13 protein-coding genes are annotated in these 16793 nt (G+C 69.8%); 3 read left to right on the plus strand and 10 right to left on the minus strand.

The genetic code is table 11. The annotated features are described in order from the left end of the window. Positions 1–23: 23 nt before the first annotated feature. The 3 genes from ABDW59_RS03635 to ABDW59_RS03645 form a co-directional block, all read right to left on the minus strand. The gene (locus ABDW59_RS03635) at positions 24–2000 is read right to left on the minus strand and encodes a diguanylate cyclase (RefSeq protein ID WP_343628101.1); all 1977 of its coding nucleotides are present in this window, start codon (positions 1998–2000) and stop codon (positions 24–26) included. A gap of 64 nt (positions 2001–2064) precedes the next feature. Further along, on the minus strand, positions 2065–4272 hold the full coding sequence (locus tag ABDW59_RS03640) for an EAL domain-containing protein (RefSeq protein WP_343628103.1): 2208 nt from the start codon (positions 4270–4272) through the stop codon (positions 2065–2067). Continuing rightward, entirely contained in the window at positions 4269–4652 is a 384-nt protein-coding gene (locus ABDW59_RS03645; protein WP_343628105.1) for an Hpt domain-containing protein, read from the minus strand. The genes ABDW59_RS03640 and ABDW59_RS03645 overlap by 4 nt, the downstream gene beginning before the upstream one ends. Before the next feature lie 230 nt (positions 4653–4882). Between ABDW59_RS03645 and ABDW59_RS03650 the strand changes: the two genes are divergently transcribed. Beyond that, a complete protein-coding gene (locus ABDW59_RS03650) occupies positions 4883–6580 on the plus strand; it encodes an ATP-binding protein (RefSeq protein ID WP_343628107.1) in 1698 nt (565 codons plus the stop codon). 10 nt (positions 6581–6590) lie between these two features. Here ABDW59_RS03650 and ABDW59_RS03655 read toward each other — a convergent pair whose 3' ends face one another. From ABDW59_RS03655 to ABDW59_RS03675, 5 genes are all read right to left on the minus strand, one after another. Beyond that, positions 6591–7226, minus strand: a complete 636-nt coding sequence (locus ABDW59_RS03655) for a response regulator (protein ID WP_343628108.1) — start codon at positions 7224–7226, stop codon at positions 6591–6593. Positions 7227–7323: 97 nt separating this feature from the next. Continuing rightward, positions 7324–9876, minus strand: a complete 2553-nt coding sequence (locus ABDW59_RS03660; protein WP_343628109.1) for a PAS domain S-box protein — start codon at positions 9874–9876, stop codon at positions 7324–7326. Between the two features lie 44 nt (positions 9877–9920). Then, entirely contained in the window at positions 9921–10847 is a 927-nt protein-coding gene (ybiB, locus tag ABDW59_RS03665) for a DNA-binding protein YbiB (RefSeq protein ID WP_343628110.1), read from the minus strand. A gap of 182 nt (positions 10848–11029) precedes the next feature. Next, on the minus strand, positions 11030–11590 hold the full coding sequence (locus ABDW59_RS03670; protein WP_343628112.1) for an outer membrane beta-barrel protein: 561 nt from the start codon (positions 11588–11590) through the stop codon (positions 11030–11032). A 171-nt stretch (positions 11591–11761) separates the two neighbouring features. Further along, positions 11762–12889 (minus strand): ornithine cyclodeaminase, encoded by a 1128-nt coding sequence (locus ABDW59_RS03675; RefSeq protein WP_343628113.1) that lies wholly within the window; start codon positions 12887–12889, stop codon positions 11762–11764. Positions 12890–13147: 258 nt separating this feature from the next. Between ABDW59_RS03675 and ABDW59_RS03680 the strand changes: the two genes are divergently transcribed. Further along, positions 13148–13573: an Lrp/AsnC family transcriptional regulator gene (locus tag ABDW59_RS03680; protein ID WP_343628114.1), complete on the plus strand. Its 426-nt coding sequence runs from the start codon at positions 13148–13150 to the stop codon at positions 13571–13573. On the opposite strand, the gene ABDW59_RS03685 is transcribed toward ABDW59_RS03680, so the two are convergent. Together ABDW59_RS03685 and ABDW59_RS03690 are read right to left on the minus strand one after the other, a co-directional pair. Beyond that, a complete protein-coding gene (locus ABDW59_RS03685; RefSeq protein WP_343628115.1) occupies positions 13558–14439 on the minus strand; it encodes a hypothetical protein in 882 nt (293 codons plus the stop codon). The genes ABDW59_RS03680 and ABDW59_RS03685 overlap by 16 nt on opposite strands. A 192-nt stretch (positions 14440–14631) precedes the next feature. Continuing rightward, a complete protein-coding gene (locus ABDW59_RS03690; RefSeq protein ID WP_343628116.1) occupies positions 14632–15228 on the minus strand; it encodes a hypothetical protein in 597 nt (198 codons plus the stop codon). Positions 15229–15545: 317 nt separating this feature from the next. Between ABDW59_RS03690 and pncB the strand changes: the two genes are divergently transcribed. Continuing rightward, positions 15546–16760, plus strand: coding sequence for a nicotinate phosphoribosyltransferase (gene pncB / locus ABDW59_RS03695; protein WP_343628117.1), 1215 nt, complete (start codon positions 15546–15548; stop codon positions 16758–16760). Positions 16761–16793: the final 33 nt, after the last annotated feature.

The following is a 16793-nucleotide window of genomic DNA, read 5'->3' on the forward strand; positions in this document are numbered from 1 at the left end:
GGCGAGGGCGGTGTCTGCGTTCCTCAGGCCACGCAGGCGCGGTTCTTCCCGGTGCGCTTGGCCTCGTAGAGGGCCTCGTCGGCGCGGTCCAGCGCTTGCTCCATGGTCTCGCCCATGCGGAACAGCGTGACGCCGGCCGAGAACGTGACGAACACGTCGCGCCCCTCGTGCATGAACAGGCTGGCCGACAGCGAGCGCTGCAAGCGCAGCAGCACCGCCTGCGCTTCCTCGAGCGGCGCTTCCGGCAGGATCAGCACGAATTCCTCTCCACCCCAGCGGCCGACCTTGTCGCCCGGCCGCAGCAGTCCCGACACGCGCGCGGCGAGCGACTTCAGCGCCTCGTCGCCGGCCGCATGGCCGAGGTTGTCGTTGAGCTTCTTGAAGTTGTCGATGTCCAGCAGCGCCAGCGCCAGCGGCTTGGGATCGCGCTCCAGCTTGGCCCGCTCGGTGTCGAAGGTCGCGATCAGGCCGCGCCGGTTGGCGATCTGGGTCAGCTGATCGGTCTGCACCTCGCTGGAGAGCTTGCGCAGCTCGCCTTCGAGCTGCTCCACCCGCTCCGCCAACTGCGAGGCGCGGTCGTGTTCATCGCGCAGGCGGCCTTGCGTGGTCTGCACCAGCGACTGCACGCTGCGGCTTTCCTCGACCATTTCGCGCACCACGCCGGCCAGGCTCTCCAGCGAGTCCGCCTGCTCGATCACGGTGGCGTACTTGCCGACGCTGTCGCTGAAGCGGTCGGTGTGCTGGCCCAGCTCGCCCAGCTCCTGCAGCATGCGGTTGATCAGGCCCTTGAGCGCGTCGCGGGCGCGGCCACGTTCCTCGCGCAGGCTGTGCTGGCGCGCGCGGGTGTTGTGCAGCAGCTCGCTGACCGAGCGCACGCTGCGCGCCGTCAGCCCTTGCGACAAGGTCTGCGTCATGGCCTCGCACTGGCCCTGCGCCCAGGAATCGTCCTCGGCGAGATCCGCCAGGCTGCCCGTCAGTTCGCCGCAGAGCTTGCCCAGCTCGCTGAATGCGTGCTGGCGGTGATCCAGCCAGCGCCGCGCGCGGATGCACAGCGCGTCCATCTGCGCGGCGCGCTCGGGCGTCGCGCCGTCGCGAATGATCTCGGCGTGCGCCTGGCCCAGTTCCTCGATGAGCTCCAGTGCGCGCGCGTCGTCCGACTGCAGCGCGTGGCGCACCGTGGCGTTCAGGTGGGTGCCGACCTCCGGCCAGGATTGCAGTCCCGGGCCGGTCTCGCCGACCGCGCCGCCGTGCGCCCCCATCAGCGTGTCCAGCGACCCGTAGCGACCCGCCTCGGTCGCCGCGGCCCCGCTTGAGCCGGGCTCGGCCAAGGGCTGCGAATTTTCCTCGTCGGTGAAGAACTGCGTCGGCGTGCCGGCGCGTTCGTCATCGTCTTCGTCGCCGTCTTGCGAGGCCGGCGAGGGCGCGCCGAAGCGTGCCGATGCCGCCGCGCCGCCCGCCGTGCCGACGGTGGACGGCAGTTCGTCCAGCGGCGCCGGCTGCGTCTCCACGCGCGCGTCGCTGGTGTCGCCGTCCCAGCTGGTGACCAGTTGCCGCAGACGCAGCGTGAGCCGCTGCGGATCGCTGCGATTGCTCTGCAGCACGCGCAGCACGCCGTCCTTCTTGCGCGCCAGCGTCCATTGGCGCCCGCCACGTTCCAGACCGCGCATCAGTTTTTCGATCAGCTGAGCCAGTTGCTCCGCTTGGGCGCCGGGGCTGTGCGTCTGCTGCAGCGCTTCCAGCGCCCGTTGCAGCTCGTCCCAGCGACCGTCGCGCAGTTGCAGCGACAGGTTCTGGCGCTGCTGCGCATCCGGCACCGCCAGACCCAGCATGCGTGCCAGGGCCGGCTGCGCGCGTTCGGGCATGGCGCCGTTGTCGCGCGCCGGCTCGCCCGCTTCCTGCGCATAGGCGCGGGCGTAGTTCTCGGGCGTGGGCTCCAGCTTGTCCAGCGCCAACCGGCGCAGGGCCGCCTTGGCCAAAAGAGCGGGGGGCTGCTGCGGCATCGGTCGGGGCTCGTTGATTCGGTGGATTCAGAGGAGGGCCAGCGTGCGCGAGATCAGCGCGGGCTCAACGAGGCGGCAGGTCCTCGCCGGCCTCGGAGGCGGGCAGGATCCAGGGCGCCTTGCGCGTGAGCACCGTCTGCGCCAGCCAGCGCTCCAGTTCGTCGGGCGGGAGCGGCTTGCTGAACAGGAAGCCCTGCATCAGGCTGCAATCGAGCCGGCGCAACACTTCCATCTGGCGCAGCGTCTCCACGCCCTCGGCGATGACCTGCAGGCCCAGCGAGCGCGCCAGCGCGATGATGGCCGTCACCACGGCGGAGCTCTGCGGCGTGATGCCCAGGTCCCGCACGAAGCTGCGGTCGATCTTCACTTCGGAGATCGGAAGCGTCGTCAGATACGCGAGCGAGGAGTAGCCGGTGCCGAAGTCGTCGATCGAGATCTCGACGCCGACTTCGTTGAGCCGATGCAGCGAGGGGATCACGCTCTGCAGGTCCTTCATCAGGCCCGTCTCGGTGATCTCCAGCTGGATCGCGCGATGCGGCACGCCCCATTGGCTGACGAACTGGTGGATGTGCTCGACCAGGTCCGAGCGCTCGAACAGCCGATTGGGGAGGTTGACCGCGATGGACTCGCTGAAGCCGAAATTGAGCTGCCAGACCTTGGCCTGGCGCGCGGCCTCGCGCAGCGCCCATTCGGACAAGGGGACGATCAGGCCGGTCTCTTCCGCCAGCGGGATGAAGTCGCCGGGCGGGACCAGCGTGTTGCCGCGGCGCCAGCGCATCAGCGCCTCGGCGCCCACCATGCGGGCGGTGCGCACGTCGATCTTGGGCTGGTAATGCAGCACCAGCTCGTCGCGCTCGATGGCCTTGTGCAGCGCGGACTCGAGCTCCAGCTTCTCGCGTCCGCGGCCCGCCAGCATCGGCGAGTACAGCGCGGACGCATTGCGTCCCTGGTTCTTGACCGCGTACATCGCCACGTCGGCGTTGCGCAGCAGGTCGGCCATGGTCAGACCGTCGCGCGGATAGAGCGCGATGCCGACCGAGGCGGTGACGAAGCACTCCTGGCCGGCGATGAAGATGGGCTCGCGCAGCGCCTCCAGCACGCGCTCGGCGACGCGCTCGGCATCGCTCTCGTCGCCGACCTCGGGCAGCAGGGCGACGAACTCGTCGCCGCCCAGGCGGCCGACGGCCTCCAGCGTACGGTGCGAGCGGGTGCCGACCGATTCCAGCATCCCTTCCATCACCTGATCGCTGTGCCGTACGCAGCTGCGCAGGCGGCGGCCGACCTCCATCAGCAGGTCGTCGCCCGCCGCGTGGCCCAGGGTGTCGTTGATGACCTTGAAGCGGTCCAGGTCGATCAGCAACAGGCCGACCTCGTGGCCCATGCGGCGGCCGGCCTCGATGGCGCGCTCGGCGCGCCACATCAGCTGGCGACGGTTGGGCAAGCCGGTGAGCGCGTCGAAGTTGGCCAGCTCGCGGATACGGTCCTCGGCCATGCGCCGATCGGTCACGTCCTGGATCACGCCGGTGTAGCCGCAGGCGTTGCCGTGCTCGTTGAATTCGGGCTCGGCCTCGATGTGGATGACACGCTTGCGGCCGTCCAGCAGCGTGAACGGGAGGTCGGTCACCAGCACCGAGTTGTGGGCCACCACGTCGCGCAGCAGACGCATGAAGAGCAGCCGCTCCTCGCGCGGGACCATGCGCATCACGCCGATGAAGTCCAGCGGATCCGACGGGCCGCGGCCGAAGACGCGCAGCGCCTCGTTGGCCAGCTTGAAACCGTGGCCCGTCTGCCACTCGAAGCTGCCCATGCGTGCCAGGTCTTGCGCGCGGGCCAGCTTGGCCTTGCTGCGCTCGAGTTCCTGACGCGTGCGCGAGCTGCGCAGCAGATAGCGCAGCCGGCCGGCCAGCAGACGCCATTGCGTCGACTTGACGAAGAAGTCGGTCGCGCCGGCCTGGTAGGCGCGGTTGATCGACGCCTCGTCGTCCAGGCCGGTCAGCATGAGGATGGGGGCGTTCTCGAAGCCGGGCTGGGCGCGCAGTCGCTCGCAGACTTCGAAGCCGTCGATGCCGGGCATCAGCGCGTCCAGCACGATGAGCTCGGGGGTCCAGGTGGCGACCAGCTGCAGCGCGGCCTCGCCGCCGGTCAGGGCGGTGACCTCGAAACCGTGCTCCTTGAGCGCGGCCTCGATCAGCATCAGGTTCACCGGGTCGTCGTCCACCAGGAGGACGCGCGGGCGCTCGTTCAGTTCGACTTCCTTCACGTCGCGGCTCATCGGGACTCGCCGACCAGTTGTCGCATCGCCAGACGCGCCGCGGCGATGTCGCCCAGCACGCCGGTCAGCAGTTGATCCAGGCCGTCCTCACGACCGGCGCGGGCCAAGGCCTCGATCTCGGCGCAGCGCTGCGAGAGCGCGTTGGCGCCCAGACTGGCGGCGGCGGATTTCAGCGTGTGGGCCACGTGACGCAGCCCGTTCAGGTCGCGCGGCGCGTGCAGGCCTCGCGCGAGCACCTGCTCCTGTTGATCGAGCGATTTCAAGAACGCCGCCACGACGCGATGCAGCAGCTGGTTCACGCCGTCCGGGTCCAGTTCGCGCAGGCGCGCGAGCGCCTGCTCGTCCAGCACGGCGGGTTCGGGCTGCGGCAGCGGAGGCATGGTCGGGACTTGGGCTGGTGACATCGTCGGGTCATGACGCCGCGCGGACGGTTCCACGCGAAGTTGCGGACCATTGTCGTTCACCGCAAGGATGGGAGCGCGCGAAAAAGCAGTCAATTCTGGGCTTCTTGGAGAGTCATCCGCGGGTAACCCCCGGGGTCGGGTGTCGCTTGGAGGCTGCACCTGGACGCCGGCCCGACGGTGTCGCCGGGCTACATACAATCGCGCGCATGAACAGGTTGGGGGAAGCTGCCACGCGCCGGCGGCCATGGAGGGGGATCGCGCTGGCCTTGGGCCTGGCGGTGATGGTCCTGCTCCTGCTGCTCGCGCTCAACCTGGAGCCCAGCGGCCCCGGCCTGGTGCTGACCTCGGTGCTCGCGGGCGCGGCGCTGGTGGTCTTCGTGGCCGCGCTGACCTGGCACCTGGCGGTGCGCCTGGCGCGGGCGCAATTCGGCGAGTTGCTGCGCGAGAGCCGGCAGCAATCGCAGACGCTGATCCAACTCGTGCCCGACTGGCTCTGGCAGACCGATGCGCATCACCACCTGGTGCGCTGGCAGGCGCCGCAGGGCGGCGTGGCCTCGAGCTGGGCCGGCACGCCGATGAACGGCGCGGCGGTGACGCAGACGCTGTGGGAGCGCTTCGAGCCGGCCGCGTCCGATCTGGACCTGCGCCGTCGCATCGAGCTCGGCCAATCCTTCGACGGCCTGCGCGTGCGCGACGCGCAGGGCAAGTGCTGGGAGCTGCGCGCGCAGCCGGTGGCCGACGCCGCCGGCCGCTTCGCCGGCTACCTGGGCGCGGCGCGCGTGGTCGATCTGGAGGCGGAGGCCTCGGCGGCCGAATCTGCCGCGACCAACGCCGCCATCGGTGAGATGGCCCTTGCCGGATCGACCGCATCGACTGAATCAGCCGCGGTCGTGACCGACTGGCTCCAGGCCTTGCCCGGACCGGCCTGGCTGATCAGCGACACACAGCCCGGCGCGCAGACGCGGCTGCTGGACTACAACGAGGCGGCGGCCCAGATGATGGGCGCCGGCGCGCAGGCGCGCGGCCAGCTCTGGCGCGCCTGCGAGGAGCGCCTGCCCGAGGAGTTGCGCGAGGCGCTGGCCGATCCCGAGCTGCAATCGGGCAGCGCCTGCGGCGCGTGGTGGCTGTGCCTGACTTCGCTGCCGCAGGGCGGCCAGACGCTGCTGAGCTTGTGGCCGCAGGGCGCGGCCGACACGGTGCCGGCCGCGCTGGCGATGCAGGCGGCCGAGCAGGCGCGGGCGGATCAGGCGTCCTTCAGCTACACGGTGTCGCACGACCTGCGCGCGCCGCTGCGGGTGGTGGAAGGCTTCACCCGCATCCTCAAAGAAGATTACGGCCGGCTGCTGGACCGCGTCGGCAACGACCATCTGGAGCGGGTGCTGGGCGCGTCGGCGCGCATGCACAGCATGATCGACTCGCTGCTGGCGCTGTCGCAGCTGTCCTCGCAGGCGCTGCGTCATGAAACGGTGGATCTGTCGCTGCTGGCGGCGCAGGTGATGGACGAGCTCAAGCGCGGATCGCCGCAGCGCCAGGTCGATGTGCAGGTCCAGCCGGGCCTGCGGGTGCAGGGCGATCCGACGCTGCTGCGCATGGTGCTGGAGAACCTGCTGGGCAATGCCTGGAAGTACAGCGGCAAGCGCGAGCAGGCGGTGATCCGCTTCGACGCGCAGCAGCGTCAGGGCGAGCGGGTGTTCGTCGTCAGCGACAACGGCGCGGGTTTCGACATGCGCTTCGCGGACCGCCTGTTCGGCGTCTTCCAGCGGCTGCACAGCGCCAGCGATTTCCAGGGGACGGGTGTGGGACTGGCCTCGGCGCGGCGCATCGTGCGCCGGCATGGCGGGGACATCTGGGCCGAGTCCGAGGTCGGGCAGGGCGCCCGATTCTTCTTCACGTTGCCGGGCTGAACGCCGGCGCTCAGCTCCCGAGCGCGAGTTGCTCGACGGCCTCGACCAGGCGGCGGGCCTGCTCGCCCAGGTCGATGCGTTGCTCGGCGGCCATGCGCTGCAGACGCGCGAGCGCCTGAACGCGGGTCAGCGAGTAGCGATGCATCAGCACGCCCAGCGCCATGGCCTCGACGACCTGGAGCGAGGCATCGGAACCGGCTTCCGACGCGACGGGCACGGTGCTGACGCGGGTGCCGGGCGCGGGCGCGACGCCGGGCTTGGGCCGGTTGGCGAAGGCGGCCTCGACGGCGGGAACGATCTGGTGGATGTCCAGCGGCTTGACCAGATAGGCCAGCGCGCCCAGTTCCTTGACCTTGGCGACGGTGGCTTCGTCGGCGAACGCGGACAGGAACATGAACGGGAGCTGCAGATAGTCGCGCAGATAACCGGCGACATCGAATCCGGTCATCCCTTCCATGCGGATGTCGAGCAGGGCCAGGTCGGGGCGGTGCTGACGCGCGATGAGGATGGCGTCGTCGCCGTTGTCGGCGTCCAGCACCTCGTAGCCGGCCTGGGCCAGGCCGTGCGTCAGCGTGGCCAGGACCAGACGGTCATCGTCCACGACCAGGATGCGGCCCTTGCCGCTTCCGCTCACGTTGCTGCTCACGCCGTCCACGCTGCTCCCGCAAGAAGACTCCCCGTGCGGGGATGAGCCGGGATTGTCACCGAAATGAGGGTGGGGGGATTCCCGGGGACGCGGGACCTCACAGGGCTTCGAGCAGCTGCACCCCCGGCGGCCACAAGCTCAGCTCGCACACCACGTGCTGGCCTTCCTGCGTCAGTCCCAGCAAGACACTGCGGCGCGGCAACAGGGCGCGCACCAGGCCCAGGCCGGACACGCCGCCCCGCACCTGCGCCAGATCGAAGCCCGCCGGCAGCTGCCCCGTGTTGACGATGCGCAGCACCACCTGCTCGGCCTCGAACTGCAGCTCGCAGCGGACCGGCGCGTCGCCGCCGTGCTTGACCGCGTTGGTGAACAGCTCGTTGAGCGTCAGCGCGATCGGGATGGCCTCGGCCTCGGGCAGGCCCCAGCGGTGCGACTGCTCCGCCAGCGCGCCGCCGACTTCGACCTGGATCTCGCGCCCGAACATGCGCTGCACCGAGCCCATCACCGCCTCGACGATCTTGCGCAGCCGCAGCGGCCCCGACATGCCGACCTGCAGGCCGTAGACCTGCGCGATCGCCTGCACCTGACCGACCGCTTCGTTGATGACGCCCTGGACCTCCGGCCGTCGCGCGGCGATCTGCTGCAACAGACCTGCCACGCCCTGCAGGTTGTTCTTGATCCGGTGATGGACCTCCCGCACCAGCAGCTCGCGCTGCGCGATCGCGGCTTCCAATCGCGCCGCCTCCTGCGCACGCTGTTGCGTCACGTCGGTCGCGACCATCAGCAGCTGCTCCGCCTGCGGCTCGCCGCCGGGGTCTTGCACGCCGGACAGATGCAGCAGGCGCGCATCCCAGATGCGCGCCTGACCGCGCACGTTCAGCCGGTACTCGCGCTGCAGGACTTCGCCGCTTTGCAGCGCGAATTCCATGTCCGAGCGGATCGTCTGCGCCTGCTCGATACCGAACAGCGCTTCCGGGCTCGCCCCGAGCAGCTCTTCCTCGGGTCGGCCGGCCAGCGCCGCGGCGGCCTGGTTGATCTGCTGGACCTGCAAGGTCCGCGCGTCGTGCAGGCTGATGCCCACCGGCGCCGCTTCGATGATGCGGCTCAGCGAGGCCTGCGCCTGCTGGCTCTGGGCCTCGGCCTGGCGGCGGCGCTCGATGTCGAGCAGCGCATAGGTGAGCTGACGCGTGCCGTCGATGCCGCCGCCCGTCGCCACCGCATTGCCCACCACCCAGAACTCCCGGCCGTCGCGCGCGACGACCCGGCATTCGAAAGTCTCGGCTTGGCCCTCGGGCAGATCGTCCAGGTAATGCGTCTGGCGGAAGGGGTGGTCGGGCGCGTCGGTCGCGACGCTGCTGATGGGCTGACCGGCGAATTCCGGCAGGTCGCCGCCGAACATGCGCCGGGCCGAACGGTTCATCCATTCGATGCCCTGGCGGCCCACCGTCACGATGCCCACCAGCACCGAGTCCAGCACCGCGCGCTCACGTTCCGTTTGCAAGGCCAGCGATTGCTGAAGCAGCTCGTTGCGGGCCTGCGCCTCCTGGTGGTCGGTGATGTCCACCGTCAACACCGAGGTCGTGCGCTGGCCCGAGGCCAGCTGCCCGATCTCGACCCGCGTCATCAGCCAGCGCAGGCCGTGCTCGGGATGGCGCACCGCGTAGCGCGCCACCGTCGGCGTCTGCTGCTTGAGGGCGAGTTGCAGCTTCTCGTACTCCGCGCGAGAGGCGGGCTCGACCATCTCGCGGTTCACGCCTTGCAGCGCCGGCGCGGGCCGCGGGTGGGCGTCGTCGACGGGTCCCGGGCTCGGGCCGGGCGTGGGCGTGGTGGTGGGCGCGGCGCCGGTGCCCGGGCGCGACCAGCCCGCTTCCGGCTGGAAGGTCGCCAAGCCCACACCGGCCGTGTCCATCAGCGTCTGCAACTGCTGCTGGGCGAGCTCCAGATCCTGTTCGGCGCTGCGGTCCTCCAGCATCACCAGCGTGCGGGGACGCGGCCAGGGGCCGGACAGCCGACGGGCGCGTACGCGCATCCAGCGGCGGCGGTCGCCGGGCGGCGCGAGCAGCGCATTGCGGGTCGCCTCCTGACCGGCCTCGGGCGCGGGGCCGGCGATCAGGGCGCGCCACTCGGGCGGCAGCTCCTGCAGGCTGATCGGGAGCTGCGGCAGCAGCCGCTTGCACAGCGTGCCGAACGCACCGTTGAAGCGCAGCAGCAGGCCCTGGTCGTCGTGCATCAGCGCGGGCAGCGGGCAGAGATCGAGCCACTGGTCAATCTCGGATTGCATGCGGTCGGCGCGCTCGCGGGCGGCCAGTTCGGTGCTGTGGTCCTGCAGCAGCGCCAGGCCCAGGTCGCCGCCGTCCAGCGGCTGCACCCAGGCCTGAAGCAGATGCTCGCGGCCCTGGTCGTCGACCAGTCGCAGCTCCTGCGCCTTGCCGCTGGGCAGCAGGCGCCGACCTTTCAGGGAGACCTCGCCCATCAGGTCCTGCAGCCGGCCGTTGGTGAGCAAGACCTGGCCCCGCGCATCCATCACGAAGGCCGGCCACGGGCCGTCCCAGAGTCCGGCGAGCAGGTCCGGCAGCGCCAGCGCGCGGGTCTTCAGCAGGGCGCGAAGCGCGTCGAGGTCCGGGGAGGAGAGGGGGAGTTGGGGCGACACGCCGCGAGTTTAGGGAAAAAAGGTCTGCTGCCGGCGGCCGGTCCTCAGCCGCTGGCCAGCCGGCGCAGCGCGCTGATCTGATCGGCGATGCGCGGCGGCACGGGCTGGGCGCCGGCCAGGATGTCGCGGATCAGAGCCGCGTTCTCCCCGGGCTCGCAGGCCGTCGACAGCGGCCAGTCCAGATCCTCATTGCGCTCTGGCTGAAGATCCATTGCCGTCCCGTCCGCGAATCCCTGCAGGTGCGCCTTGCGTCGCAGATGCAGATAGGCCTCGCCCTCGCTGGCCCGCATCAGCAGGGCGCGGCTGCCGTCGGCGCTCAGCACGGGCAGGGCCTGGCCCATGCTGTCGACGTACTCGGGGTGCGTCACCGCCACCACGCGCACGCTGCGACCGGGCAGCGGATCCAGCAGCTTGGCCACGCTGTGGCTGCTGTTGCGCAGGCCCAGCCGGGGGCGCAGCGCCATCATCGCGTCCAGGCCGGCGTGGATCGCGGGGGTGGGCAGGATGGCCAGCCGCTCGGACGCCAGACGACGCGACGCGTCCTCGACATCGCCCGACACCGCCAGCCCCAGCGCCTCGAAAAGCGCGAAGGGGCTGACGCGGCTGTCGAAGTCGTGTCGGCCGTGGATCAGCACCGGGATGCCCTCGCGGGCCAGCAGCAGCGCCACCAGCGGCATCAGATTGGCCTGCTTGCGCGCGCCGTTGAAGGTGGGCAGCACGACGGTGCGCGGCAGGCCCTTCGGTGCCTGCACCCGCGCCGCGCCGGTCTGCATGGCCTCGACGAAGCCGAGCAGCTCATCGAGGCTCTCGCCCTTGATGCGCATCGCGATCAGGATCGCCCCGCGTTCCAGATCGGGGACGGTGCCGTCCAGCAGCTGCGCGAACAGGTCGCGCGCCTGCTCGCGCGTCAGGTCGCGGGCGCCGCGCGCGCCGCGGCCGATTTCCTTGAGCAGTGGGGCGAAGGGATACACGACGGTAAACAGCCGCGCGCAGGCGCACAGGCGCCCGGGGCGGGGTTGCTGAATGGGGAGAGGGCCGTCATGTTAATCAGTCGGCAAAAAAAGCACCGGCACGAGGCCGGTGTGGGAAGCCGCCCGGAAAGGGCGGGGAGAGCAGTCGGAAGCAGTTGGACGTCTCGAGCCAGACGCCAGATTCAGAAGGTCTTGCGCAGCGTGACGCCCAGGTTGGTGAAGCGCTTGTGGCCGTTGTCGACCTTCAGATGGGTCAGATCCAGCATGCCGCCCAAGCTCAGGCCCTCGGACAGTCGGTAGCTCACGCCGACACCGACGTAGGGGCCGGTGGAGTCAATGTGCTTGTCGCCGGCCTTGACCTTGTCGGTCCAGGACTCGGTGGTCATGCGGGCGCGGGTCAAGCCGGCGCGCGTGTCCAGCGTCAGCTCGTTGTTCAGCGGATGCCGGTAGCTGATGCCGAGCTGGCCGCCGCCGACCTTGCGCTTCAGGCCGGTCGTGTCGTTGCCGGCCTTGGCCATGCCGTAGCCGGCAAGGCCGGCCTCGACACCCAGGCCGTTGCCGAAGCCGTAGCCCAGCGTCAGGCGGCCGTCCAGGCTGCGGGTCTTGCAGCTGGCCATGCTGTCGCACAAGGTCTTGGGCGCCTTGCCGAGGCTGGCCTGACCTTCGAGATAGACCTGCGCCTGCGCCGAGCCGCCGGCCAGCGCCAGCATTGAAATCAGAGAGAGGGGGGCGATGAACTTCATGTCGTGTGCCTTGTGTCGGGACAAAAAAAGTCCAGCCGAAGCTGGACTGGCCATTCTCAGAACGGCCTTCCCGGCCCGATATGCCCACGATTTGCGCACTATTCACGCCTGACTGACTCAGATGAGCGGGCTCATACCCCTGAATCTGTAGGCCGGCGTGGCGTTCCCGCCTCAGACGGCGATGGGTTCCCGGTCTGCGGACAAGGCTGTGGCCACCGCGGTCGCCGGGGTCATCGGCACCCCCGGGGCCGCGGCGACCGGAACGTCGCCGAGGGACGGCGCCATCGTGCCCAGTTCGCCGAACAAATCCTTGGGATCGGCCATGTCCGGCACGAGCGGGAGCTCGCGTCCCAGTCCCAGCGCGAGTGCGCGTTCGCCCAGCCAGCGCAGCGTCGCGAAGTCTTCCAGCGCGAAGCCGACCGAGTCGAACACGGTGACCTCGTCCTCGCGTCGGCGGCCGGCGATCTCGCCGCGCAGCACGCGCCAGAGCTCGGTGACCGGGAAGTCGGCGGGCATCTGCTGCAGGTCGCCTTCGATGCGGGATTGCGGCTCGTACTCGACGAAGACGCTGGCGCGCTCCAGCACGCCGCGATGCAGCTCGGTCTTGCCGGGGCAGTCGCCGCCGACCCCGTTGATGTGCATGCCGGGCTCGACCATCTCGGGCGTGAGGATGGTCGCATTGCGCTTGTCGGCGGTGACGGTGGTGACGATGTCGGCGCCGCGCACCGCCTCGGCGGTACTGGCGCAGCGGATCAGCGTCAGGCCGTCGATGCCGGAGAGGTGCCGGACCAGCTTGTCGGTCGCGGCCGGGTCGATGTCGAACAGGCGGATCTCGGCGATGCCCAGCAGGTGGTGGAAGGCCAGGGCCTGGAACTCGCCCTGAGCGCCGTTGCCGATCAGCGCCATCGAGCGTGCGTCCGGACGTGCCAGGTGTTGCGCGGCCAGCGCCGACGTCGCCGCGGTGCGCAGCGCAGTGCTCAGCGTGAGCTCGGTGAGCAGGGTCGGGACGCCGGTCGCCACGTCGGCGAGCACGCCGAAAGCCATCACCGTGGGCAGGCCCACGCGGTGGTTTTTGGGGTGGCCGTTGACGTACTTGAAGCCGTAGAGCGAAGCGTCGGAGATGGGCATCAGCTCGATCACGCCGTCTGCCGAGTGGTTGGCGACGCGGGCGCTCTTGTCGAACTCGTGCCAGCGCCGGTAGTCCTCGGCGATGTGACCGGCCAGCGTGCGCAGGCTGGCCGCCAGGCCGTCGTGGCGGATCAGGCGCGCCACGTCGGCAGTCAACAGCATTCGGGTCATGGGCAGGCTCTCTGGTAGTGAAGATGCCCCGATTCTTCGGATCCGCCCTGTCAGCAGGAAGCCAAAGAACCGATCAATAATCGACCTGCATTGCGTATTTCGTCAGAGTCGGCTGGCGTTTTGACGTGAGATTCGGGTTAACCCGGGCGCAGTTCGCGCGTTCCGGCGGGCGGTGCGCCAAGGTGGTGCGGGCGCGACCAGCCGATCCCCGATCGGGCGATCGGGTGATCGGCCAAGAACGAGAGGACAAGGCAGGACATGGACACGCTCGACCAGCAATTGATCGCGCTGCTGCGGCAGGACGCGCGGGCCAGCATCGCGACGCTGGCGCACAAGCTGAAGGTGTCGCGGGGCACGGTGACCAACCGGCTGACGCGGCTGGAGGACAGCGGGCAGATCGTCGGCTACACAGTGCGGCTGCGGGCCGACGTGGCGCAGCCGCACATCACCGCGTGGATGAGCATCGCGGTGGAGGGCAACCGGACCCGCGAGGTCGTCGGCATCCTGCTGGGCGAGCCTGGCGTGGCCGGGCTGTTCGACACCAACGGCCGCTGGGACCTGCTGGCCGAGCTGCGCGCGGGCCATCTGGGCGAGCTCGCCGAGATCCTGGAGCGCGTGCGGCTGATCAAGGGCATCGGCGCGACCGAGACCAGCATCCACCTGCAGACCTACAAGGTCGGCTGAGCGCGCGATCGCGTGGCCGCCGCGGTGCTTTCCGCATCGCGGTCGTCGTCCGGTTCGGTCTCGGGATTGGGCAGCAGGTGGAAGCGGCCGTCACGCAGTTCCATGCGGGTGCGCTGGACCACGGCTTGCGGCGACGGGCACTTGCCCTCGTTGAAGCGCAGCACGATCTCGATGCGCGGCCCCAGGCCGGGGCTCAGCACGTTCACCGCCGAGCTCTGCGGTGCGGCGCCGGAGCCGCAGGCGCCCGGGCCAGGCTTGGATTCGAAGCCAAGCTCGGCTGCGAGTTGCAGCTCGCCGTCGCGCTCGATGACCAGGCGCTCCTGACGGTCCTCGATGCCGCCGTGCACGTCGGAAACGCGGCTGCGCAGCAGCCAGCGATCGTCGGCGAGCTGCAGCATCTGCAAGTCCTCATCGCCCGAGAACGGCGATCCCGGCATCAGCAGCAGCCCGCGCGCGCGCAACCGCCAGCGGCCCTGCGCGTCGGCGGCGAGCACCGCGGCGCCGAGCGCCGGGATGCAGGCATGGCACTGGAACTGCGCATGCGGGCCGGGCGTGAGCTGGTAGACCAGCATCAGCTTGTCGACGTCGGCCTCGACGTAGCGTGCGCGGAAGACCTCGCGCACCTCGGCCCGCAGCGTCGGCGCGCGGCCGCCGAAGAACGCGGCGGCGCGCTCGTCGCGCCAGGTGTTGCCTCCGTAGACCATCTTCATCGCCACCTCGGGCTTGGGCGGCGATTCGATGGCGATGGGGACCTGGGCATCGGCGGCCGCCGCGAAGCTCAGCCATGTGAGGGCGAGTCCGCGTCGCACCCCGCTCAGGCGCGGGGAGTGAAAGTCGGCGGAGGCGTGTTGACGGAGAGTGGACACGGACGGCTTGGCGGGGACGGCGAAGTGCACATCATCGCCGAGGCTTCCGCAACGGTGGCTCAATCGCGAGGGGGCTCGCGGTTCACGCTCAACACGAACTCGGGGTCGGGGACTGTGAAGCCGGCGGGGACGTCACGGTGCACGATCGTCAGCGTAGTGGTCAGTCACGATGCCTCGTCGCCGAGCGCGGCCTCAGCGTCCCGCGCAGTGCTTTGCCATGTACAGCCGATGCAGCGTTCCGAGCGCCGGGACCGGCAGCGGCGTCGAGGCCGGCTGCACGGTGATGAACTTCAGCTCCAGCATGTTGTCGGTGGGAGTGGTCTCCAGGCTCTTCCGCCACACCAGTTGGGGCTCATGCCGCCGCGCGTCGTGGAAGCCCTGATCGCCCGTGATTCGATGCTCGGGAAGGAACGGATCGTCGATCCAGCCCGGGGCATGGAAGGCATGAAGCACGCCGGCAGCGTCGATGCCGAAGGCGACGGTGGCGCGACCGGCATGGTCCGTCCGCCACGCGGCGAGGATCCGATCTCCATGCTTGCCTAAGGTGTGGAGCTTGCCGTCCCGGTAGCTCAGGCGCAGCGACTCGTTCGCCCAGGTGCCAGGCCCGTCGTGCGCTTCGCGCAGGCCTGACAAAGTCCACCGCGCATAGACGGTGCCGTGCTGATTCCAGGGACTGGTGTCCACATGGGCGACCCATCGCGGCAGCTCGTGGGATTGCCAGCCCGGCAGCCGCAACTGGAAGTGGGCCTCGACCACGCGTGTCCCGTGCCGGCCCGGGTTCGCGGTCAAGGCATCAGGCCCGCGGCCGGCGTCGAGCCGTTCCGCGACGACCTGCAGACCGGTTCCAGGAAGGTCCCCGCAGTCCGTCATCCGTACCGGGGGAAGGTCGACCCATGCGGTGGCGAAGGCCTCTGATCCGAAAGCCGAGGCGCAGATGACCGCGACCGCCAGCGCACCCGTGAACGAACGAGGAGCAAGGAAAGTGGATCTCATGGCATCGGACCGAGTCTTGATGGCGATCGTCCTGGGTGATCGTCGACCCGCGAGCGGGCATGACAACCCCATCACCTCGCGTTCATCGGTCCCGCGGGTACAGTCCCGGTCTCATGAGCCGCCCCTCGACCCATGCCCCCGTGATCCGCAGTCTGCTGGAGACCGATCTCTACAAGTTCACCATGTGGCAGGCGATGCTGCATCGCCATCCGCAGGCGCAGGCCGAGTACCGCTTCGCCTGTCGCAACACGCCGCAGTACCCGCTCGCCGAGCTGGTCGCGGACCTGGAGCGCGAACTCGACCACCTGTGCGCGCTGAGCTTCCGCAAGGATGAACTCGACTACCTGCGCTCGCTGCGCTTCATGCGGCCGGACTTCATCGACCTGCTGCGCATCTTCCGTTTCCAGCGCGATTTCATCCAGGTCGCCGCCGAGGGCGACAAGCTGTCGATCATCGTGCGCGGACCGCAGGTCCACGTGATGGGCTTCGAGATCTTCGTGCTGGCGATGGTCAACGAGCTGTACTTCCGCCGCTTCGACCACGGCCCCGCGATCGCCGAGGGCCGTCGCCGGCTGGCGGAGAAGGTCGAATCCCTGCGCGTGTTCTCGCGCGACGAGGTGCCGCGCCGCCACCCCTTCCAGTTCTTCGACTTCGGCCTGCGCCGGCGCTTCTCCGGCGAGTGGCATGCCGAGGTGCTGCGCACGCTGCGCGACGAGCTGCCTGATACCTTCCGCGGCACCTCCAACGTGCTGCTGGCCAAGGAGCTGGACCTGGTGCCCATCGGCACCATGGCGCACGAGTACCTGCAGACCTACCAGGCCACCGGCGTGCGGCTGCGCGACCATCAGAAGGCGGCGCTCGAGGACTGGGTGCAGGAGTACCGCGGCGACCTGGGGATCGCGTTGACCGACGTGATCTCGATGGACGCTTTCCTGGCCGATTTCGATCTGTACTTCGCCAAGCTCTTCGACGGCCTGCGCCACGACAGCGGCGAGCCGGTCGAATGGGGCGAGAAGGCGCTCGCCCATTACGACAAGCTGCGCATCGACGCGCACAGCAAGCGGCTGGTGTTCTCCGACGCGCTGGACATGCCCAAGGCGCTGGCGCTGTACCGGCACTTTGCGGACCGCGTCCAGCTGGGATTCGGCATCGGCACCAAGCTGAGCAACGACATGGGCCTGGCGACGCTGAACATCGTCATGAAGCTGACCCACGTCAATGGCCAGCCGGTGGCCAAGCTCTCCGACAGCCCCGGCAAGACCATGTGCGAGGACCAGACCTTCCTGGCCTATCTGCGGCAGGTGTTCGGGGTGCCGACGCCGACATGACGGCGATCGGGTTCACTCCCTCTCCCGCGCTGC

It is taken from the genome of Roseateles sp. (genome assembly GCF_039595295.1).
Classification (GTDB): Bacteria; Pseudomonadota; Gammaproteobacteria; order Burkholderiales; family Burkholderiaceae_C; genus Roseateles.